We start from the raw sequence: 20,503 nt of genomic DNA on the forward strand, positions 1-20,503 counted from the left end.
CGGGAAGATCGAAGGTCGCCAGCGAAAGCCTCCCGGCGATCAGAGCAGGCTCGTCCCGAAAATGGCATCGAGACGCTTCATCGACCTGGCGGGAAGGGCAATGTTTTATGGAATTCTATCGGCTGAAAGACGGCTTTGGTTCGGTTGGCCGTGGCCGCCAGGCCCGACTTGGGGGAAGTTTTCCTGGCCCGTTGGCGTAGCTCCTGGGCTTCTCTGTTAAGGCGTTCTTCAAGAGGGAAAATCTGTCTAACCCGGCGTCGTCGCTTCATGGCTCCTCTCTCCAAAGTTGACGGTCCAGCTAAAAACAGCAGAATTCTCGGAAGATGGAAAAGTTCCGGTGACCTTGGACGACTAGTGCCGCCTTGAAGGCCCTTGCCAGAGCCGTTGCTGCAACGCACCGGATCCGCGCCCGCCACCGGCATCAGCACCAGCTGGAATAAGACTAGGCGCTCGCTGTCCGGTCGGTCACGAAGCCTCAGCTGGCGGTTTCCCGCGCAATAGGAGCCAAGGTCGATGGCCCGACGTTGAAGGTTCATGGAGACCATGAATGCCTATCTGCGTCGAAAGCATGAGGAGCTTCAGTTGCTGGACGCTTGTCTTGACGAGTCCTTTGCGCCGGCAACTCCGAAATCGATCAATGAAGCGATCGCACTCAAGTTCAAGCTGACGGCGGCCATCAGAGCTCAGCACGATCTAAAAGATTGGACCACGACCGAAACCGCTTGGTCGCATCGCAAGAAATCTTCTGATAGCCCGTTCGACTTCCGGTACGACTATCAGCGCGCCGATCTCGACGTGGCTGGCCCGTCGTTTTATGATCTCGGCGATGACATCAAGTGCGAGACCGTCTACACGTCTTCTGGCATGGCCTCCATATCTGCCCTGCTTTTGGCGTCGTCGCACTTGTTCGATCGCGCGGATATCGTCTCGCTGCCAGGGACGTACGGAGAGACCCTGGAGTTCATCGAAGCGTACGCTAGGCACCTGAAGAGCATCACGGCCGTAGAAGTCCTGGGCGCCCCCACTTCAGGCGCGTCGCACCGCATCCTTCTTCTGGATTCCTGCGCATCGGCAAAGGATTTCGAAGCCTGTCTGCGGTCACCCTGGGCGCAATTCGACCTCTGCATCTTTGATAGCAGTTGCCTCGCCGGTGGCTCCGGCAAGATCGCGCGGACGTTACGGAAGGGCCGCAGATCCGGAGTGCCCGTGGCTATGATACGAAGCCATACAAAGTTGGATTCGCTGGGCGTCGAGTATGGACGATTGGGCTCTACGACCTTCGTCCGCTCCGCTGAGGCCGATCTCTGGGGTCGGTCGCCTCTGCGAAACCTGCCCGATGGGATGCGAAATGCAGTCAGACTGCTCGGCGGCGCAGCGCTACCGGCCCACTTCCCACCTTATGTCGGCAGCCCCGAATATCGGTCGCTGACCACAAGGAGAGTGGCTGCGATCATCCGCAACAGCCGCCGCACTGCTCACTTCTTCCGCCAGGCGCTTGGCGATCTGGTGAGGCAGACGAATTTCGCGCATGGCCTTTACGTGTTGCTCAAATGCAGGAGTCCCTTGGACGAAGAAGAGGCTAGGCAAGCGGCGTCGGAGATGGGCAGGGATCTTGGCCTGGCCGGCTTTCCGATCCGTCATGCCGGAAGCTTCGGGTTCGACTTCGCTGCCACGGAATGGTTTCACGACACGACGACCGGGGCCTTCAACGTCCGCATAGCCGTCCCGGACCTTCCCACCAAAGTATGGGACGAACAAACCCGCGCGATAGCTCGGTGGTGGAACGAACACAACAGCCGAGCATGAAGCATGCGGGGACCCTTGCTAGCGGCCCCGGCTCAAGTCTCGACCACGACTCGCTCGTATTTCCGCCGATGAAGAAGGCCGCGCGAGATTTTCGCGAATTCGATGTCTGTCCCGTCGTCTGCGGACCGGTGGTCGCACTGGTGGCACCGCGCGGCAATGCATTTGTTTCAGAGGAGTGGCGGTGCCTGGTTTTTACGTTCTCAGCCAGCCCGGGTTAGGAACCGGTTTGTGGAAGTTGCATTGTCGCTCAATATTGCACTGACGGTCGGCGCGCGATGTCTGCCGCAACCGTTGCACCTGCGGAGGCGCGATGGCGGTTGGCGTCGGATGGGGCCCGGGTATCGGTCTCAGACTTGCGGCGGGTGCACTGGCCTTTGGAACCGCTGCAGCTTCGTCCACTCGTGTAAGGGCTCGGGTTTGACGACCAGGGCGCTATCTTGGCTTGGGGACCCCGCAGCGCGGCGGCGAAGGTTAGACCGAGAAAGCTGACTTTGAGCCGTACCGCGGCTTCGCGGCGGTTGATTTCACAGCACGGTCAACAGTGAGGCCTTCCGCGATGATTGTTTGCAGAGCGGCCGTCCACAGCGCGATCTCGTGGTCGATTCTTTGGCATTGCGATGCAAATCAATCCGTGACGCCAGCTCGTACTGGCGAGCCTTTTCTAGCAGCGCGTCTCTGATTGGACCGGGCGGAAGTAGAGTAGCCTGTCTTCGTGCTTCCCGCGCGCACTCAGCGCTGACTTCCTGTTCTCTCGTCATGGTTCGCGTCCGGCTCCTTGCGAACGGCTGCGGCCGAATTCCCGGCTTTTTCGATGACCTTACGAAGCTCCTCCTGCGAGACACCGAGCGCGTGAGCCCAGCATTTCATTTGGTCACGCGCATGGATGTTGATCTTCGAACGCTCGAACTGATCTTTCTTAGTAAGGTTGTCCATACCTGAAACAACTCGGGCTTAACCACAACCAGTGTTTTCCGGTGATGGATGCAGCTGCTTGTTCGAGCAGTCCAACCCGAGCCCGCCTGTTGTCCGGACGTAGCGAGAGCCTTGGTGGCTCTCGCCCGCAGTCTGGTCTAGTCGGCCGATAGAGGAGCGCCGGTCAAGGACCAGCTTTCTCCATCAAATGTCGCAATCCGCAGAGCTCTGAAGGGTGTGTAGTCTCCGGGCCGGGTGCTGATCGCGACGCCTGGGAGCATCATCGGTAATCGTTCGCCATTAAGCGAGGTAGCCTGCTTCATGAGGTTCTCGCGGGTCAGGTCGTCGCCGCATTTGCGCAACGCCAACTCCACGGCGTGCACGTTCATATAGGCAACGAGCACAGAATAGTCGTCCGGGTTGGCTGAAGGTGCGTACGCCTTCAGGAACTCCTTGTAGGCCTTGACCTCCTCATCATTGGCCCAGGCTGGGTCGCCCGGTTGCTTGAGGAATTGCGTTGTGACCAGTCCCTTCGATGCTTCGAGGCCCGCGGGCTTCAGGATAGTTTCGACCGATGCGGTCGAGCCGCCGATCACGTGCAGCGGCTTCCAGCCGAGCTCGTAAACCTTGCGGATCGATTGCGCGGCGGCCTTCGACGACGACTGCTCGATCAGGGTGTCGACACCGGCGGCCTTCAGCTGGACGATCTGCGAGTCGATCGTCGGATCGGCGAGCTCGTAGGAGGCCTGGGCGACGATCAGCTCGGCCTTCGGACCGAGGCCGGCGCGGAGGCCCTTCAGGTAGTCCTTGCCATAGTCGTCATTCTGATAGAGGACGCCGATCCTGGCGTCCGGCTTTGCCGTCAGGATGTATTTGGCGACGACGCGGCCTTCGGTTTCGAAGTCGGGATAGAGCGGGATAGTCCAGGGAAATGCCTTGGGATCGTTGAAGCGGCGTCCGCCGGCCGTGATGAACAGCTGCGGCACCTGCTTGGCGTTCAGGTACTTCTGGATCGCGACGTTGGGAGCGGTGCCGATCGTGCCGACCTCGGCCAATATGCCGACGTCCTCGATCAGCTTGCGCGATTGTTCGACCGCTTTCGGCGCGCTGTAGGCATTGTCGAGCTGCGTGAAGTTGATCTTGCGGCCGTTGATGCCGCCTTTGGCGTTCAGCATCTCGAAGTAGCCGACCACCGCCCGCCCGGCGCCCGCGCCGAACGCGGATGCGGGGCCACTCAGCGGCGTCGATTGGCCGAGCTTGATCTCGGTATCGCTGGCACCGGGACCGTAGGCTTTCTGAGCATAGGCAGGTACCGCCAGAAGTGCTGACACCGCGCCGGCTATCAGCGCCCGGTTGATGATGTGGTTCAAGTTCGTTCCTCCCTGCAATTGCTTCTTCTTGAAATCGATCTGCACTAGCGCAGCAGCTCGCGGGCGATCACCACGCGCTGGATCTGGTTGGTGCCTTCAAAAATCTGGGTCAGCTTGGCATCGCGCATCATGCGTTCGACCGGATAGTCCATCGTGTAACCGTAGCCGCCGAAGATCTGGACCGCGTCGGTCGTCACCTTCATCGCCATGTCGCTGCCGACGCATTTGGCCATGCTGGCAAGCACGTTGAGCCGCTTCCAGTCGCCGGCATCGCCGGCGCGGGCACATTCGTAGACCAGCGCGCGGGCCGCCTCGATCTGCATGGCCATGTCGGCGAGCATGAACTGCACGCCCTGGAACTCGCCGATCGGTTTCTTGAATTGCTTACGCTCCTTGGCGTAGGCGACGCAGGCATCCAGTGCGCCTTGTGCGAGGCCGACGGATTGCGCGCCGATGGTCGGCCGGTTGAGGTCGAGCGCGCGCATCGACGCGCGAAAGCCCTTGCCTTCCTCACCGACGAGGTTTTCCGCGGGAACGCGGACATTGTCGAAGAAGATCGGCGTGTTGGGCGCGCCGCGAAAGCCCATCTTGCGCTCGTGGCGGCCGAACGTGATGCCCGGCATTCTCTTCGGCTCGACGATGAAGGCGCTGATGCCGTCCGCACCGGCGCCGTCACTGGTTCGCGCCATGACCACGATGTAGTCGGCGGCGACACCATAGCTGCACCACTGCTTGCGGCCGTTCAGGACATAACTATCGCCGTCCTTGCGGGCGCGGGTGTTAAGCGCGGCGACGTCGGAGCCGGCCTGCGGCTCCGAGATCGCGATTGCCGTGACGACGCCGCCCTCGGCGATGATCGGCAGATACTTCTTGCGCTGCTCCTCAGAGCCGAAATGCAGCAGCGGCATGATGAACATGGTGTTGAGCGCGGCGATCGACGCACAGGCAGGGGAGACCTTCGAGATCTCCTCGCGCGCGATGCAGGCCATGGTCAGGTTGCCATTCGGGCCGCCATACCGCTCCGGCACCCAGAGCTGCATCAGTCCCATCTCGCCGAACAGCTTGACCAGTTCGAGCGGGAAGCGGTCGGTTTCGTCGATCTCGGCGGCGATCGGCGCCACGTGCTTGGCGACCATTCTGCGCACGTTGTCGCGGAACGCGACCTGCTCCTCGGAAAAACTCATGCGAACTCCCGTTTCGTTTTCTTTGCCGGAAGCTAAAAAAGGGCTTCCATTGAATGGGTGATCCATTTAATAATTCACCGCATGAGCACCAAGTCAAGCCCTCGCGCGCCGCAGCGCTCCCGTGCCGCCTCGTCGAGCCGCCGGGAGCGGGCCACCGATCATCGTGCGGCCGGCTCCCCGGCCGCGCCGACATTCAAGCCAATTCACACCAGGCGGACGTTCGAGGAGATCTGCGAGCGCATTCGCGAGCAACTCGCGCTCGGCGTGCTGAAGCCCGGCGACAAGCTGCCGGCCGAGCGCGAACTGGCTCAGCAGCTCGGCGTCAGCCGGAATGTGCTGCGGGAAGCATTGCGCAGCCTCGAAATGGCCGGCGTGCTCCGGCTGCAGAAGGGCGTCAAGGGCGGCGCCTTCATCCAGCAGGGCGACACCCGCCGCATGAACGAGGTCATGCGCGACATGCTGAGCCTCGGCACGATTTCGGTGCGGGAATTGTCGGAGGCGCGGGTCCACGTCCTCGACCTCGTGGTGCAGTTGGCTTGTGCCAATGCCCGCCGGGCCGATCTCGATGCACTGGAAGCCAATATCGAGCGGACGGAGCTTGCGACGAAGGAGGGGCGGCTGCTCGACCGGGTCGAATGTTCGCGCGAGTTCTACAAGCTGCTGGCGGCCTCGACCGGCAACAAGGTGATTGCGATGATCGTGGACTCGGTCACCGAGATCCACATGCGCTTCGTCTACGCCAAGGTCGCTTCCAGCGGGGTCGCGATGGCACGGCTGGCCGAGAAGCGGCGGCAATTCCTGGCAGCCCTCAGCGAACGGAACGTCGATCTGGCAAGCCGATTGCTGCGATCGCATCTGGAATCCGTGCAGCGCATGCTCGAGCAGGATCCGGGCGCCATGTCGCTTCACGTCGCATTGGCGGATGTGCAGCCCGGGATGCGCCGCTAGCGCGCGCCTGCGTTGCCAATAATCAACAACTCAAACAGCGAAACAATGGAGGCAAACGTGTCCAATTACGCCAAATATGAATGCCTGACGGTCGAGGTCGCGGACAAGGTCGCGACCGTGACCTTGAACCGCCCGCAGGCGCGCAATGCCATCAATCAGAAGCTGATCCGCGAGTTGCGCACGATCTGGGACGACCTCGCCGACGATCACGCCGTTAATGCCGTGGTGCTGACCGGGGCGGGCGACTTCTTCAGCGTCGGTGGCGACGTCAAGGCGATGTCCGAGCGGCCCGGCGGCGACGTGCTCGAAGAGGGCGAGGTACACGATCCCATGATCAGCCGCCGCGGGGTCACCCGCCAGCTCGAGCTCGACAAGCCCATCATCGCGGCGATCAATGGTGATGCCATCGGCCTTGCAGCGACTCATGCGCTGCTTTGCGACATCACGGTGATGGCGGAAGACGCGCGGATCGGCGACACCCACGTCTCGCGTGTTGGCCTCGTCGCCGGCGACGGCGGCACAGTGATCTGGCCGCTGCTGGTTGGCATCAACAAGGCCAAGGAATTCCTGATCCGCGGCACGCTCCTGAAGGGAAATGAGGCGGAGCGGATCGGGCTGGTCAATCATGTCGCGCCGCGCGCGGAGGTGTTGGCCAAGGCCCGCGCAATCGCGGTCGAGCTCGCGAACGGTCCGACCTGGGCCATTCGCTGGACCAAGCTGTCGATCAACCAGATCGTCAAGGAGCGCGTCAACATGCTGCTGGAGGCGTCGATGGCGCTGGAGCAGGTGACGTTCGAGACTGCCGACCACAAGGAAGCGACTATGTCGTTCAAGGAGAAGCGGAAGCCCAGATTCGGCCAGGCATAACGCGGGCCTCACCATGGCGGCGATCGAAGCGTCGAATGACGATGTCGCAGGACTGCTGCGCGATTCCTTGCGCGGTTTGCTGGACGAGCATTGGCGTCCACTCGGTTTAACCGCATCGTCCTCGCCGGACGAGGTGTCGGCGATCTGGCGCAAGCTCGTTGGGCAGGGCGTCGCCGCGCTCGGTGCTGAGAGCGACGAAGGCGGGCTCGCCGAAATCCTCGTTGTCATGGCGGAACTCGGCCGGGCCGGCTGCACGGCGCCGATGTGGTCTGCGGCGCTCGCCAATCTTGCGATCTCCGGATCGCAGGTCGACGTCGCGGTGGATCTGCTGGAGCGGCTGCAGTCCGGGGAGGCGACCGTTGCCTTCTCATTCGGTGCGCTGGATCCGGACGCCGGCACGGGAGCGGTTGAGGTCACGGACCTCAAGGCAAAGGGCGTGCTTCGTTTTGTCGAGGCTGCCGGAGGCGCGACGCATCTTCTGGTCGTTCTAGACCAGGCCCAGCTTGGGCTGATCAATCTTGACGGTCCCGGTGTCGAGTGCGTCGCAACCCGCGCGATGGGAGCGTGGGGGCTCTATGAGGTCCGGCTGAACAAAGCGCCGCTCACGCGCATTCCGATAGATGCAGTCGATGTCGACCATCTCCGCATCAAGGGCAGAGCGATGTTGACCGCGCGTGCCTATGGCGCGGCGCGGCGTGCGTTTGAGCTCGTCGTGGACTACGCAAGGGAACGACACCAGTTCGGGCATCCGATCGGCAGGTTCCAGGCGATCCAGCACAAGCTTGCAAACTGCCTGATCGCGCTCGAGGGCGTCAGGCTGGTCCTGCAGCATGTCGCCAGGCTGCATGATGGCGGCGACGACGATTGGCGCTATTTCGCCGATTGCGCAGCGGTGTACTCGGGCGATGCACTGCGCCGGGTTTCGCTGGAGACCCAGCACACATTCGGCGCGATTGGCTATGCCGAGGAGCACGAGGCGCCAATCCATTTCAAGCGCGTGCACCTCGATACGATCGCGCTCGGCGGTGCTTCGGATGCCAAGCGCAGACTGGCCGCACGTTTGCTGGATGCGGGCGGTGCCGGGCTGCCGCAATATGACCTCGGGGCCGCCGGAAATGCGCTTCGCGAGCAGGTTCGGCTCTGGCTCGCGCAAAACTGGAGCGGAGGCACGAAGGCGGCGTTCGACCAGAGGCCGTTCGCCAAGCGCGAATTCGATGCGCCCTTCGCCCGCGATATCGGCGGGACCGGCTGGATCGGCCTCGGATGGCCTGAGCAGTTCGGCGGCCAGGCGCGCTCGCCGCTGGAGCAGATCGCCTTCATGGAGACGATGGAGCGGGGCGAGGCGCCGCGGATCGGTGCGGCGATCCAGGCCAATGCGCTGATGATGTTCGGCACGGCAGCGCAGCAGCAGAAATACCTTCCGGAAATCCTGCGTGGCGAAGCGATGCACGGCATGGGCTACAGCGAGCCGCAGGCAGGGTCGGACCTTGCGGCGCTGCGCACCAGTGCGGCCAGGGACGGCGATCACTGGGTGATCAACGGCCAGAAGATCTGGACCACCACCTGGTGGGGGAAATACATGTTCCTCGCCGCGCGGACCGACAAGGACGCCAAGCCGCCGCATGCGGGCATCAGCATGTTCATCGTGCCGATGGATGCGCCGGGCATCACCATCCGTCCGTCTGCGACCATGTATGATGGCACGTTTGCCAACATCTTCTATGACAACGTCCGCATCCCCTCCGAGAACCTGGTTGGCGAGGTCAATGACGGTTGGAAAGTGTTGACCGGCGCGCTGGCCTTCGAGCGCGGGCTGGTTGGTGGCGGGATCGTCCTGAAGGTGGCGCATGCCTTCGAGCAGCTGCGTTCGCATGTGAAGGCGAAGCAAGGTAATCGGTCTCTCGCTGATGATCCAATCATCCGCGACAGGATGGCGACCTTGGCGTCAGAGATCGAGATCGGCCGTCTCTTGATGATGCATTGCGCCGAACTTGCCGCCGACGGCGTGACGCCGCCGGAATATGGCGCGATCAGCAAGGTTTTCTCCGGTGAGCTGATGGAGCGATTCGGCGAGGCTGCGCTCGACATCCTTGGTATGCGTGCCGCGCTGTCCGAGCAGATGCCGGGCGCGATCGACAACGGTCGCTTCGAGCAAAACCTGCGGCATTCGCTGATGTGGGTCATCAGCATCGGGACCAACGAGATTCAGCGCAGTCTGATCGCGCAACGCGCGCTCGGGCTGCCGAGATAGGAGAGATCGGATGCAGAAGGATGGCGACAGGGCGCCGCTCGCCGGCGTGCGCGTGCTCGATTTCTCGATCATGGTGGCGGGGCCGTATTGCGCGCGGCTGCTCGCCGACGTCGGCGCCGAGGTCATCAAGATCGAGCCTCCGGAAGGCGATGACATGCGGTTGCGAACGCCGCTGCGCGAAGGCCACAGCACCTACTTCGGCCAGCTCAATGCCGGCAAGCGTAGCCTGGCGCTGGACCTGAAGAATGCCGACGCCATCAGGCTCGTACATCGAATGGTCGCGGAGGCGGACATTCTCGTCGAGAATTTCCGCCCTGGCGTGATGGACCGCCTTGGTCTTGGCTACGAGACGCTCTGCGAGATCAACCCGCGCCTCATCTATTGCTCGATCTCGGGTTATGGCCAGTCAGGCCCAGCAGCCGAGCGCGCGGCTTATGCGATGATCGTCCATGCCGAGAGCGGATTCGATCACTCCCTGATGCGTTATGCCGGTGACCGGGAGCGTCCCGCGCCGGGCGCGATTTTTGTCGCCGATATCCTCGGCGGCATCTTCGGCTATTCCGCGATCCAGACCGCGATGGTCCAGCGTACGCGCACCGGAAAGGGACAGCGCGTCGATGTAGCCTTGATGGACTGCATGCTGAATCTGCTGGTCTATGAGCTTCAGGAGGCGCAATTCCCGATTCGTTCGCCGCGCCCGACGTATGGGCCAGTCCGCGCGCGCGATGGCGATATCCTGATCGCCCCGGTCACGCCGCGTAATTTCGCGGCGCTGTGCGAGGTGACCGGGCAGGAAGAGCTGGTTAACGATCCGCGCTTTTCGACCATTCCAGCGCGCGGCGCCAATTGGACCGCCATGATGCAGGTGATCGAGAAATGGACCGAACGCCACACCGTTGCTGAATGCATCGCGGCGCTGGATCGCGCCGGTGTTCCCTGCGCCGAGTACCGGACGCCGGGCGCGGCGCTGACCGATGCCCATTTGCGCCAACGTGGGGTGTTTGGGACCGTCTCGGACGGGGCAGGTGACTTCATCGGCGTCAATGCGCCATGGCAAATGTCCGGGGCCGATACGCCGATGGGACGTCAAGTTCCCGGGATCGGCGCGCAGCGGGACGACGTGCTGTCGCGGATCCTGGGCCTGTCGCCGGACGCAATCGCGACGCTCGCCGCTACGGGCACGTTCGGGAAGGTGCAGGCGTAGGGCCGCTGGACCCCGGCGATTTCACGTATCGGCCGGACTGTCCGGCGGCGGAGCCTTCGCGATCGCCAGCAGGCATTTCAGGAAATGCGCGCGGTCCTCCTTGCGAAGGGGGGCCAGCATGATGTTTTGCAGCTCGGCGGCGGCCGGAATGACGGCGAGAAGCGCTTCCTCGCCTTTAGCCGTGATCTGCACCTGGAGCGAGCGGCGGTCGTGCGGATTGTCTTTCTTCGAGACCAGTCTGCGCGCGACCATGCGCTTCAGCATTTCGCTGAGCGTGTTGCGGTCGCAGCTGATCCGTTCGGCCAACACGGAGGGGGTTAGAGGACCTAACTGATACAGCGCCATCAGCACACCGAACTGCCGCGGCGTGATATCGCTCTGGCGCGTCATGCTTTGATAGAGCCCATCGTAGCGGGCCTCCAGCAGACGCAACAGGAATCCGACACCACCCTCGAGCTGCCAGTCGCGTGCAACGTCTGCCGCCGAGGTTGTCTGCTTGCCTTTATCGGCTGCCATGCCGTTGTCTGGATCCCAGCTGCGTTCTGCGAATTGCGTCCTAGCCGTTAGCAGCTTGGCTGATCGTCCTCAACCCTGTGGCGAACCACGTCACCAGCCTCTTCTGAGGGAGACAGGGTCGCCCTCGGCTCTTGTCAGCCTTCCGATAATGTAGTACGTATACGTATCAAATGCGATGCGAAGACGTCGTTCAGGGAGGTTGAAACTTGGACCTGCGTGAGCTGCTGTCGATTCCCTATTTGCTTGAGGCGGAGGCGGTCGAAACCGAGCCGGGGCAATGGCGGGTTCGTCTTGCCTATCCGGAGCTGCCGGGGTGCACGGCGGAAGCCGCCGTCGTCGAGGAGGCTCTGCGCGAGCTCGAGCGGCGGCGCATCGAATTGATCGTCGGCCTGGTGGAGGAGGGCAAGCAGCCTCCGATCCCACGCAAGCCGCTCACCGCATCCGATCCGCTTTGGACCGCTCACGATCTCGGACTGTCTGACCGTGTCGCCACGCTTCTCGGCGGCGCGGCGGGCCCGATCACACGCAATTGAAGGAGGCAAACCCATGCTCTCGCGCGAAGACAATGAACGCCTGGTGAGGGTCGGCAAGGGCACGCCGCTCGGCGAGCTATTTCGCCTGTACTGGATTCCCTTCCTGCCGTCGGCGGATCTTCCCAAGGACGGACAGCCGAAGCGTATCCGGCTGCTGGGCGAGGACCTGGTCGCTTTCCGCGACACCGAGGGGCGCGTCGGGTTGGTCGACCAGGCCTGCCCGCATCGCGGAGCGCCGCTGATTTTTGCGCGAAATGAGGATTGCGGGCTGCGCTGCGTCTATCACGGCTGGAAATTCGACGTCACCGGCGCCGTGACTGACATGCCGGCAGAGCCAGTGCGCAGCCGCCTCAAGGAGCGGGTGCGGATCAAGGCCTATCCCTGCAAGGAGCGCAACGGGATGATCTGGACCTATATGGGCCCCGACCAGGCTGAGCTTCCGCCGCTGCCGAACCTCGAATGGAATCTGGTGCCGGCCGAGCAGGTGCACATCTCGGTTCGCGTCCAGGAGTGCAATTGGCTGCAGGCGGTCGAGGGTGAAATCGATTCGGCGCACGCGCCGCTGCTTCATGGACGGCTGGATGCGCAGGGCACGACGAGCGCCTGGATCCAGAAGCGCGACCTGCGCCCGACCTTCGAATGCATCAAGCAGGATTTCGGCATGAGCATCGCCGCGCGGCGCAATTACGATGCCAACACGCTGTACTGGCGGGTCAACCAGTTCCTGCTGCCGTTCTATACGCTGGTGCCTCCGCTGTCGCCGTTCCCGGATTTGAGCGGGCACGCCTGGGTGCCGATCGATGACGAGAACACGCTCTGCATCATGTTCTCGTATCATCCCTCGGAGCCGCTGCTGGAGAAAACCCGGCAGGTCTTCGCCGAAGGACACAAGGGCCGCGAGAGTGGTCATGCCAGCCGCCACGCGCTCGTCCAGCACCCGGTGACGGTCCCGTACGCAGGCTACTGGACGAAATATAATCCGAACAACGGCTTTCAGTTCGACTATGAGATGCAGCGGACCACCTGGTTCTCGGGCCTGCCGGGGCTCTGGGTGCAGGACGGCGCCTGCCAAAGTGGCGTCTCTCCGATCTTTGATCGCACCAAGGAGACGCTCTGCTCAAGTGATACCGGCATCGCGATGACGCGACGTTTCATTCTTGAAGCGCTTGGCGCCTATCGTGATCACGCGATCAAACCCAAAGGAGTCTTGGACCCGGACGTGTTCATGGTGCGAGCGGTCTCGCTGCGGTTGCCGCCGGAGGATTCCTGGGTTGACGTCGGCGCGCCGTTCATGCGTGCGAAGCTTGGCGCCGATTTCGGGTACGAGCTGTGAGCGCATTCAAACATACGGCTGGTACGCTGGAGGTCCTGGTCAAGCGTATCGGATATGAGGCTGAGCGGATCAATTCGTATGAGCTGATTGCCACGGCGGGCGGCGAACTGACGCCGTTCACGGCCGGGAGCCACATCGACCTGCATCTGCCGAACGACATGATCCGCAGCTATTCGCTGGTAAACGACCAATGCGAGCGGCACCGGTATGTCATCGCGGTGAACAGGGATGGCGAGAGCCGGGGTGGGTCCAGCTTCGTCCACGACACCGTCAGGGTCGGGAACATCATAAGGATCTCCGCCCCGCGGAATAACTTCGCGCTCCGTGAGGAAGCCGACCATTCTGTCCTGATCGCCGGGGGCATCGGCATCACGCCGCTGCTATCGATGATCCGACGGCTTGAGGCGCTTGGACGTCACTGGGAGCTGTTCTATGCCGCGAGGACGCGCGCCGCTGCCGCATTCCTCGACGAACTCGGCACGTATCGATCGAGGGTACATCTCGATTTCGACGACGAGCGATCGGGACGGGTGTTCGATCTCCCGGCGCTCGTCAGGAACGCACCGCCTCGCGCGCATCTCTACTGTTGCGGTCCGGTGCCCATGCTCGAGGCGCTCGAGGCGGCGACGGCCGGTCGCCCGGCCGATCACGTACATGTCGAATATTTCAAGGCCCGGGAAGCTCCAGCCGCCGAAGGTGGCTTCGACGTCAAGCTGGCGCGAAGCAACCGCACGATTGCAGTCGAGCCCGGCAAGACCATCCTCGATGCGCTGCTGGAGGCCGGGATAGCCGCGAACTATGCCTGCACCGAAGGTGTCTGCGGCACCTGCGAGACGCGCGTGCTCGAGGGCATACCCGATCATCGCGACCAGTTTCTGAGCAACGAAGAGCAGGCGGCGAACAAGAGCGTCATGATCTGCTGCTCGGGCGCCAAGTCCCGGACGCTTGTGCTCGATCTCTAAGACAACAACATACGATGGGTGGAAACAATGAAGTATCTTTCGCAAATAGCCGGAATAGCTCTCCTGGCCTTTTGTGCCGGTTCGCCGGCGTCGGCGGTCGCCGCGCGGTCCCTGAAAATCGGCGTACTCAACGACGCGTCCGGCCCTTACTCGGACAATGCCGGCGAAGGTTCGGTGACAGCGGCCAAAATGGCGGCCGAGGACTTCATGCGGCTTCATCCGGATTTCAAGGTCGAGATCGTCTCGGCGGACCACCAGAACAAGGCTGATGTCGGCGCCGCCATCGCGCGCCGCTGGATCGATCAGGAGAAGGTCGATGCGGTCGCCGACGTGCCGAACTCGGCCGTTGGGCTGGCGGTCAACGAGGTCGTGCGCGGCACCAAAGCGGCGCTGATCGCATCGAGTGCGGCGTCGTCCGACCTGACCGGGAGATACTGCTCGCCCAATACGATTCAGTGGACCTTCGATACCTGGGCGGCCTCGCACACCATCGGCGCCTATCTCGTGCATCACGGCGGCAAGAAATGGTACTTCATCGCCACCGACAATGCGCTCGGCAAATCGATGGTGCGCGACGGGACGGCGGTGATCGGTGCCGGTGGCGGGACCGTGCTCGGATCGGTCAATGTGCCGATCAACAATGCAGACTATGCCTCGTTCATCCTGCAGGCCGAAGGCTCGGGCGCGGATGTGATCGCGTTCGCGACCGCCGGTGGCGACACCGTCAGCCTGATCAAGCAATCCGCCGAGTTCGGGCTGAAGCAGAGCGGACGCACCTTCGCCGCGCTATTGACCACCACCAACGATGTCGAGTCGAGCGGGCTTGCGGTCGGGGAGGGGCTGATCATCACGCAGCCGTTCTACTGGGACCTCGACGATGCCAGCCGCGCCTGGTCGGCCAAATTCAGCGAGCGGCAGCATGGGCAGTCGCCGACCGCCTTCCACGCCGGCGTCTATTCCTCAGTGCTTGCTTATCTGAACGCCGCGCTGGAGGCGGGAACCAATGACGCGCCGGCGGTCGTTCAGAAGCTGAAGGAGAAACCGATCGACGACGCCTTGTTCGGGCCGGTCGTGGTTCGCGCGGACGGCCGCGCCATCCACAACATGTACATCTTCAAGGTGAAGAGCTCGAGTGCCTCGAAGAGCAAGTGGGACCTGCTGGAGCAGGTCGGAGTGCTGTCCGGCCCCGAGGCCTTCCGGCCGCTCGACCAGGGCGGCTGCTCGGTCGTCGAGCCGAAGAGCAATTGACGACGACGGCCGCGATCCTTGGATCAACACTTCTCAAATTTGACGGATATCCCGATGCTGGATCAGCTTGAAGCCGACTTCCCCGAGCACACGCCTCGTCCCGCTGGAGCGCCAGCGGCGCTCGAGGGGATCCGGGTGATCGATTTCTCGCATTTCATCGCGGGGCCGTTTGCCACCATGATCCTCGCCGACATGGGGGCCGAGGTGATCAAGATCGAAGCACCTAGCCGCGGCGACGATCTGCGCCGTTATCCCCCGGTGCATCCCGATCTCAGGCACGGCGCGCCGTTCCTGTGGACCAACCGCAACAAGCGCAGCATTACCCTCGATCTCAAATCGGCCGAGGGTCTGAAGGTCGCGCGCGAGCTGATCGCGACGGCGGACGTCGTTGTCGAGAATTTTTCTGCGAGCGTGATGGCACGGTTGGGGCTCGACTACGAGAGCTGCCGCAAGATCAAACCCGAAATCATCTACTGCTCGGTGTCGGCCTATGGCCGCGACGGGGCATTTTCGGACCGGCTTGGCTTTGATCCGATCGCGCAGGTCGAGAGCGGCTTCGTGTCGATGAACGGCTATGCCGATCGCGAGGGAGTGCGCGCATTGTCGCCGGTGATGGATATCAGCACTGCAATGATGGCAAGCAATGCGATCCTTGGCGCCTTGTTCGCGCGCGAGCGTAGCGGGCACGGCCAGGCCATCGAGGTGTCGTTGTTCGAGAACGCCGTCCTGATGACCGGCTACGCGACCACGCAGTCGCTCTTTAGCGGTGCCGATCCGAAGCGAAGCGGCAACACCAGCCCGGACACGTGTCCGTCGGGTGTGTTCCGGGCCAGCGATTGCTCCTTCTATATCAACTGCGGCAATGACAAGATCTTCCAGCGCCTGATGGCGCAGGTTCTCGAGCGCGAGGATCTCGCGGGGGCCGAAATCTATGCAACCGGCCCCGATCGAATCCGCCGGCGCGAGGAGTTGTTCGCGATCCTCGGCGATGCCTTTGCCCGGCAGCCCTGGTCGCACTGGCAGTCGCGGATGCGGGCGGCCGGCGTGCCCTGCGGCCAGCTGCGCACCGTCGGCGAGGCGATCCGTTCGCCCGAGGCGAGGGAGCGCGGGATCGTCACCCGGATCCCGCATGAGACGGTGGGGTGGGTGCCGAACGTGAACCTGCCGATCCGGTATTCGCGGACACCGATCGTGGATCCCGTTGCGGCACCGGCAGTTGGGCAGCACACCGAGAACGTGCTGCTTGAGTTGCTCGGCTACGACAAGACGGAGATCGCGCGCCTTGCCGGAGGCGGCGCCTTCGGCAGCGAGGCTTTGCGACAGGATGCCAAACCGTGACCGGGCGCGCGCGAGACGAGCGGACGCTGCGGGGCCGTGTGGCCGTGATCGGGATCGGTGAAACCGAATATTATCGTCATGGCGCTTCTCCCGATCCGGAATTCAAGCTCGCGTTGAAGGCGATCCTGGCGGCTTGCGAGGATGCCGGGCTCGATCCCCGCGAGATCGATGGCTTCTCGTCCTACAGCGACGATCGCAGCGAGGCGTCACGGCTGGCTGCGGCGCTGGGTACGCATCGACTACGCTCCGCGACCATGCAATGGGGCGGGGGCGGCGGCGGTTGCAGCGCGGCGGTTGCCAATGCGGCCGCCTCGATCGTCGCGGGCCTTGCCGATTGTGTCGTGGTGTTCCGCTCATTGGCGCAGGGCCAATATGGCCGTTTCGGCCAGGCGGCCGGGATTCACACCGTTTCGGGCGAACGGTCCTATCTGATGCCCTATGGGGTGCTGGCGCCCCCGCAGCGCTTTGCCATGCGGGTGCAGCGCTACATGCACGAGCATGGCGTGCGACAGGAGGCTTTGCGTGCGATTGCGCTCGCCTCCTATCATCATGCCCAGGCCAACCCGCGCGCGGTGATGCGAGGCAAGCCGCTGGATGTCGAGAGATACGATGCCTCGCGCTGGATCGTGGAGCCCTTCCATCTTTACGATTGCTGCATGGAAAATGACGGCGCAGCGGCATTGGTGCTGGTATCGGCAGAGCGCGCCAGCGACTTCCGGCACAAGCCGGCCTATCTGCTCGGTGCGGCCTTCGGATCCGGACATCGTGCGGCGGCAACGGCGCACAATGCACCACTCTACGCCACCGCGAACTTCGGCACCGTTGCATCCGATCTGTACCGCATGGCCGGGGTAGGGCCGTCGGATGTCGGTGTGGTCCAGGCGTACGAGAACTTCACCGGCGGTGTCGTGATGGCGCTGGCGGAGCACGGCTTCTTCAGGCCCGAGAAGGCCAACGACTTCCTGACTTTCGACAATTTGATCGCTCCATCCGGGAGGCTCCCGCTCAACACCAGTGGCGGCAACCTTGCCGAATGCTACATGCACGGCTTTGAGCTGGTGCTTGAAGCGGTTCGTCAGGTGCGTGGCGCGTCGGCGAGCCAGGCTCGACGAAATGATGTGGCGCTGGTGATCGGCGGCCCGATGGTGACGCCGGCCAGCAACCTCATTCTGGGTTCAGAGGCGACGCTATGAGTGGGTCTTCACGTGCGCACTATCTTCCTGCCGGGTTGCCCATTCCGGTCAGTGACCCAGATGGGCTTTCGGCACCGTATTGGATGGGCCTGCGGGAAAACCGCCTGCTGGTGCAACGCTGCGCCGGCTGCCGTTCCTGGCAATTCGGCCCCGAATGGATTTGCCACAATTGTCATTCCTTTGACCTTACGTGGACTGACGTCGAGCCGACCGGCCGCATCTACAGTTGGGAGCGCGTGTGGCATCCATCCCACCCGGCGCTAAAGCAGCACGGCCCATATCTCGCGTTGCTCGTCGAGCTACCACACGCCGGTGGCGTGCGCATGGTGGGTAATCTGCAGGGCGACCCGCGCCAGACCGTGATCATCGGAACTGAGGTTGGAGGGGTCTTCGAACATCACCCGGAGTCCGATCCATCCTTTTCGTTGCTGCAATGGCGGCTGAAGCAAGGCGCTGACCGGGTGGACGGTCACTCGACCGGCTAACAAGTTTTGTGGATTTGGCAAGAATAATCCAGACGCAGACGAGCCGGACCCGGTGTGTCGACGTTGTTTCTCTTGGCTTAAGCTGACTCAAACAAGCGCAGGATGGATGGCGCGAAAGTTCAAGTATTGCCGTGACTTGGAAGATCGCTCGAGCAGCGAGAGATCAAGATAATTCCATCGCCGGATAGACGACGTTGGATGCAAGACCGAAAGCGGGCAATCAATAGCGGCCACCGTCGCGCTTTTGCTGCGCGATCCACTCCGACAACGTCTTTTTCGGCGTCGGTGCTGAGGCCCGGCTTGGCGATGTTCTCGGGTTCTCGCCGGCGCCCCTTGCCGGGCGGGCTCGCTCCTTATCCGTCCTGTTCAAGGCAGCAATCGAACTTTCTGCAGCTTCCTTCTCGAGACGCAGCTTTTTCAATCGCGCCATCTTGTCGCGTTCCGCATCTGCTTCGGGTCCCTCGGACAAGAGCGTCCTTTGCTGAGCATCCTCCGCCGAGACCACGATGCCCACAACCGTCGTCTCTCCAAGCGCCTTGCAAGCTTCGAGCCGCTGTAGTCCCTCGACCAGAACGAAGCGGTCTTCGTCGGGCCTGACGAGAATGGGGGTTTGTTGTCCGATTTCCAGAATGCTTCCAGCGATCTCCTCGACGACTTGAGGCTTGATTGCCTTCCGTCTTTTCACGGGAACGTAGATCTTCTCGATTGGGAAGCTTTCCGGCTTGGGCATAACGTCTACTCCGCTCTACAGGCCCGTCCGAAACGCATGCCGGGGAGGCAGGATTTTAAGAATGAACCGCTCGCCTGCAATGGCAATCTTAGCGCGCCGAGGCTTGATCGGTGTGGGACCCGGGCGCATTCTGAGCGGCGCAACGCCAACGCGTGATTGTCCGGCGAGCGGTTGCGGTGAGGGTAGGCTATGCCCCTTGTTTCCATCCAGGATCGCGACGCGGTCCGTGTCATCACCTATGCTAACGTCCCATTCGGCACCATGACGGCCGCCGGGGCGGCTGAGATGTTCGATGCGGTCGCCGCTGCAAGAATGGCCCCATCGGTCCGGGTCATTGTCATTACAGGGGGCCTACCCGGCATTTTCATCCGTCACTACGACGTTGCGGAACTCTCCGAGGCCGCAGATGCCATTGAGCGCGGAGCGTCTCGCGCCCCGTCGTCGCCTGGTCCTCGGCCACCTGGTTTCCACGCGCTGACGGATGCGATTGCAGCCGTCGACAAGCCGGTCATTGCGGCAATCAATGGCCTGTGCATGGGAGGTGGCTTCGAGCTTTCGCTGGCATGCGACCTGCGCATCGCCGGGAGCAGTGTTACGGCGATCGGACTTCCGGAAACGCGCATCGGCATCTTTCCGGGTGGTGGCGGTACACAGCGTTTGCCCAGGATTGTTGGAGAGGCCAGGGCACTCGAGATGATCCTTCGTGGCCTGACAGTGACCGGACAGCGCGCCCACGAAATCGGAATTGTGCATGAGGTCGTCGCCGATCCCCTCGCGCGCTCCCTTGAGATCGGCGCTGAGCTGTTGGGCCGAAGTGCCGAAGGCCTGGCCTTTGCCAAGCGCCTTACCCGGTCAGCTCTCGACCGTCCGTTGGCCGAAGGTCTGGCTGACGAGCGCAAGAGCTTTTCCACCGTGATGAGGACAGCTTCGGCTCGGGAAGGCTTGCGGGCCGGCCGGCCACCAGCCGAAATCCAGAAGCTCTAATGTCACGCGGCTCCCCTTGAGATAGCCGGACGCTCGCACTCGAGGGCTTCCCGGTGAGCTTGAAACGTGGCTCATGAGGGCTGAAAGGTTCTAATCGCCCAGCGAGAGCACCTTGACGCTATGCTTGAGCGGAGATAGCGCCATGGGCGTAAGGGTACACGACCATGCTTATGATGAGGTCAGTCCTCAGGTTCATGACGCGGCGTTATCTTCAGCGCAAGAGCTTCAAATTGCCCGTCAGCGACCGAACCCATTTCTCAGGCCCGTAGAAGCCCAAGCCGTCGATCGTCTCGTTCGAGAGCGCGCGCAGCGGAAATTCGGCGAGATAGTCCTCAAAGCGGTGGAGCCCCCTGGCGAATTGCGGGAAAGGTACCAAAACGGCGCCGCTCGCCAATGGCTGCGCGCGCGTCAGCAGTACGGACAGCGCTTCGGGCGTGGCTTGCAGAATTGGTACCGGACGGTTTGCGCTGGTCCGGACAGTGAGCCCGTTGCCGTCGGTCAAGAAGTTTCCTCCAAGGTCCGGCTCCGCGGCGCCGATACCGATGCTCAAGGCCGCAACTGTGTTCGCAATCAACCCGAGCGGCAAGGCTGGATTCACAATAATGGCGACGCGCGCGCTGACGATGTTCATTCGGAAGC

19 protein-coding genes are annotated in these 20,503 nt (G+C 62.7%); 13 read left to right on the top strand and 6 right to left on the bottom strand.

Going from position 1 to position 20,503, the window contains the following annotated elements:
- Positions 1-534 precede the first annotated feature (534 nt).
- Positions 535-1,806 carry a hypothetical protein gene (locus tag XI02_RS18270; RefSeq protein WP_018271023.1) on the top strand — a complete coding sequence of 424 codons (1,272 nt, stop codon included), beginning with the start codon at positions 535-537 and terminating at the stop codon, positions 1,804-1,806.
- A 729-nt stretch (positions 1,807-2,535) separates the two neighbouring features.
- Here XI02_RS18270 and XI02_RS18275 read toward each other — a convergent pair.
- The 3 genes from XI02_RS18275 to XI02_RS18285 all read right to left on the bottom strand — a co-directional run bounded on the left by XI02_RS18275 (position 2,536) and on the right by XI02_RS18285 (position 5,272).
- On the bottom strand, positions 2,536-2,739 hold the full coding sequence (locus XI02_RS18275; RefSeq protein ID WP_016843841.1) for a DUF3606 domain-containing protein: 204 nt from the start codon (positions 2,737-2,739) through the stop codon (positions 2,536-2,538).
- A 137-nt stretch (positions 2,740-2,876) separates the two neighbouring features.
- A complete protein-coding gene (locus XI02_RS18280) occupies positions 2,877-4,079 on the bottom strand; it encodes an ABC transporter substrate-binding protein (protein ID WP_085964933.1) in 1,203 nt (400 codons plus the stop codon).
- 53 nt (positions 4,080-4,132) lie between these two features.
- Positions 4,133-5,272, bottom strand: coding sequence for an acyl-CoA dehydrogenase family protein (locus XI02_RS18285; protein ID WP_018271024.1), 1,140 nt, complete (start codon positions 5,270-5,272; stop codon positions 4,133-4,135).
- Positions 5,273-5,353: 81 nt separating this feature from the next.
- On the opposite strand from XI02_RS18285, the gene XI02_RS18290 reads away from it, so the two are divergent.
- From XI02_RS18290 to XI02_RS18305, 4 genes are read left to right on the top strand one after another with little or no spacing between them, the layout of a single operon-like run.
- On the top strand, positions 5,354-6,220 hold the full coding sequence (locus tag XI02_RS18290) for a FadR/GntR family transcriptional regulator (RefSeq protein ID WP_018271025.1): 867 nt from the start codon (positions 5,354-5,356) through the stop codon (positions 6,218-6,220).
- 57 nt (positions 6,221-6,277) lie between these two features.
- On the top strand, positions 6,278-7,087 hold the full coding sequence (locus XI02_RS18295) for an enoyl-CoA hydratase/isomerase family protein (protein WP_225648237.1): 810 nt from the start codon (positions 6,278-6,280) through the stop codon (positions 7,085-7,087).
- A gap of 13 nt (positions 7,088-7,100) precedes the next feature.
- The gene (locus XI02_RS18300; protein WP_018271026.1) at positions 7,101-9,338 is read left to right on the top strand and encodes an acyl-CoA dehydrogenase; all 2,238 of its coding nucleotides are present in this window, start codon (positions 7,101-7,103) and stop codon (positions 9,336-9,338) included.
- A 10-nt stretch (positions 9,339-9,348) separates the two neighbouring features.
- Positions 9,349-10,542, top strand: a complete 1,194-nt coding sequence (locus XI02_RS18305; RefSeq protein WP_016845416.1) for a CaiB/BaiF CoA-transferase family protein — start codon at positions 9,349-9,351, stop codon at positions 10,540-10,542.
- A 21-nt stretch (positions 10,543-10,563) separates the two neighbouring features.
- On the opposite strand, the gene XI02_RS18310 is transcribed toward XI02_RS18305, so the two are convergent.
- Positions 10,564-11,058, bottom strand: a complete 495-nt coding sequence (locus XI02_RS18310) for a MarR family winged helix-turn-helix transcriptional regulator (protein ID WP_016845415.1) — start codon at positions 11,056-11,058, stop codon at positions 10,564-10,566.
- 206 nt (positions 11,059-11,264) lie between these two features.
- Between XI02_RS18310 and XI02_RS18315 the strand changes: the two genes are divergently transcribed.
- The 7 genes from XI02_RS18315 to XI02_RS18345 all read left to right on the top strand — a co-directional run bounded on the left by XI02_RS18315 (position 11,265) and on the right by XI02_RS18345 (position 18,150).
- A complete protein-coding gene (locus XI02_RS18315) occupies positions 11,265-11,591 on the top strand; it encodes a type II toxin-antitoxin system HicB family antitoxin (protein ID WP_018271027.1) in 327 nt (108 codons plus the stop codon).
- Positions 11,592-11,604: 13 nt separating this feature from the next.
- Complete coding sequence (locus XI02_RS18320) at positions 11,605-12,924, top strand: Rieske 2Fe-2S domain-containing protein (protein ID WP_018271028.1); 1,320 nt, start codon at positions 11,605-11,607, stop codon at positions 12,922-12,924.
- The gene (locus tag XI02_RS18325; protein WP_018271029.1) at positions 12,921-13,886 is read left to right on the top strand and encodes a PDR/VanB family oxidoreductase; all 966 of its coding nucleotides are present in this window, start codon (positions 12,921-12,923) and stop codon (positions 13,884-13,886) included. Before XI02_RS18320 ends, XI02_RS18325 begins: the two co-directional genes overlap by 4 nt.
- Before the next feature lie 27 nt (positions 13,887-13,913).
- A complete protein-coding gene (locus tag XI02_RS18330) occupies positions 13,914-15,134 on the top strand; it encodes an ABC transporter substrate-binding protein (RefSeq protein WP_018271030.1) in 1,221 nt (406 codons plus the stop codon).
- A 54-nt stretch (positions 15,135-15,188) separates the two neighbouring features.
- Positions 15,189-16,472: a CaiB/BaiF CoA-transferase family protein gene (locus tag XI02_RS18335; protein ID WP_018271031.1), complete on the top strand. Its 1,284-nt coding sequence runs from the start codon at positions 15,189-15,191 to the stop codon at positions 16,470-16,472.
- Positions 16,469-17,665 (top strand): acetyl-CoA acetyltransferase, encoded by a 1,197-nt coding sequence (locus XI02_RS18340; protein WP_016840671.1) that lies wholly within the window; start codon positions 16,469-16,471, stop codon positions 17,663-17,665. Before XI02_RS18335 ends, XI02_RS18340 begins: the two co-directional genes overlap by 4 nt.
- 83 nt (positions 17,666-17,748) lie before the next feature.
- Positions 17,749-18,150 (top strand): Zn-ribbon domain-containing OB-fold protein, encoded by a 402-nt coding sequence (locus XI02_RS18345; protein ID WP_016840670.1) that lies wholly within the window; start codon positions 17,749-17,751, stop codon positions 18,148-18,150.
- 220 nt (positions 18,151-18,370) lie between these two features.
- Here the strand turns inward: XI02_RS18345 and XI02_RS18350 are convergent, their stop codons facing one another.
- On the bottom strand, positions 18,371-18,880 hold the full coding sequence (locus XI02_RS18350; protein WP_016840669.1) for a ParB N-terminal domain-containing protein: 510 nt from the start codon (positions 18,878-18,880) through the stop codon (positions 18,371-18,373).
- Positions 18,881-19,069: 189 nt separating this feature from the next.
- Between XI02_RS18350 and XI02_RS18355 the strand changes: the two genes are divergently transcribed.
- The gene (locus XI02_RS18355) at positions 19,070-19,864 is read left to right on the top strand and encodes an enoyl-CoA hydratase/isomerase family protein (RefSeq protein WP_018271032.1); all 795 of its coding nucleotides are present in this window, start codon (positions 19,070-19,072) and stop codon (positions 19,862-19,864) included.
- Between the two features lie 211 nt (positions 19,865-20,075).
- Here XI02_RS18355 and XI02_RS18360 read toward each other — a convergent pair whose 3' ends face one another.
- Positions 20,076-20,495 carry a DUF2000 domain-containing protein gene (locus XI02_RS18360; RefSeq protein WP_016840667.1) on the bottom strand — a complete coding sequence of 140 codons (420 nt, stop codon included), beginning with the start codon at positions 20,493-20,495 and terminating at the stop codon, positions 20,076-20,078.
- Positions 20,496-20,503 lie beyond the last annotated feature (8 nt).

It is taken from the genome of Bradyrhizobium sp. CCBAU 21365 (genome assembly GCF_015291305.1).
GTDB lineage: Bacteria > Pseudomonadota > Alphaproteobacteria > Rhizobiales > Xanthobacteraceae > Bradyrhizobium > Bradyrhizobium elkanii.

Excerpts from the sequence above, each read along its gene's own strand:
- XI02_RS18270 (WP_018271023.1), top strand. The coding sequence starts at position 535 with ATGGAGACCATGAATGCCTATCTGCGTCGAAAGCATGAGGAGCTTCAG.
- XI02_RS18275 (WP_016843841.1), bottom strand. The coding sequence starts at position 2,739 with ATGGACAACCTTACTAAGAAAGATCAGTTCGAGCGTTCGAAGATCAAC.
- XI02_RS18285 (WP_018271024.1), bottom strand. The coding sequence starts at position 5,272 with ATGAGTTTTTCCGAGGAGCAGGTCGCGTTCCGCGACAACGTGCGCAGA.
- XI02_RS18290 (WP_018271025.1), top strand. The coding sequence starts at position 5,354 with ATGAGCACCAAGTCAAGCCCTCGCGCGCCGCAGCGCTCCCGTGCCGCC.
- XI02_RS18300 (WP_018271026.1), top strand. The coding sequence starts at position 7,101 with ATGGCGGCGATCGAAGCGTCGAATGACGATGTCGCAGGACTGCTGCGC.
- XI02_RS18305 (WP_016845416.1), top strand. The coding sequence starts at position 9,349 with ATGCAGAAGGATGGCGACAGGGCGCCGCTCGCCGGCGTGCGCGTGCTC.
- XI02_RS18310 (WP_016845415.1), bottom strand. The coding sequence starts at position 11,058 with ATGGCAGCCGATAAAGGCAAGCAGACAACCTCGGCGGCAGACGTTGCA.
- XI02_RS18320 (WP_018271028.1), top strand. The coding sequence starts at position 11,605 with ATGCTCTCGCGCGAAGACAATGAACGCCTGGTGAGGGTCGGCAAGGGC.
- XI02_RS18330 (WP_018271030.1), top strand. The coding sequence starts at position 13,914 with ATGAAGTATCTTTCGCAAATAGCCGGAATAGCTCTCCTGGCCTTTTGT.
- XI02_RS18335 (WP_018271031.1), top strand. The coding sequence starts at position 15,189 with ATGCTGGATCAGCTTGAAGCCGACTTCCCCGAGCACACGCCTCGTCCC.
- XI02_RS18345 (WP_016840670.1), top strand. The coding sequence starts at position 17,749 with ATGGGCCTGCGGGAAAACCGCCTGCTGGTGCAACGCTGCGCCGGCTGC.
- XI02_RS18350 (WP_016840669.1), bottom strand. The coding sequence starts at position 18,880 with ATGCCCAAGCCGGAAAGCTTCCCAATCGAGAAGATCTACGTTCCCGTG.
- XI02_RS18355 (WP_018271032.1), top strand. The coding sequence starts at position 19,070 with ATGCCCCTTGTTTCCATCCAGGATCGCGACGCGGTCCGTGTCATCACC.
- XI02_RS18360 (WP_016840667.1), bottom strand. The coding sequence starts at position 20,495 with ATGAACATCGTCAGCGCGCGCGTCGCCATTATTGTGAATCCAGCCTTG.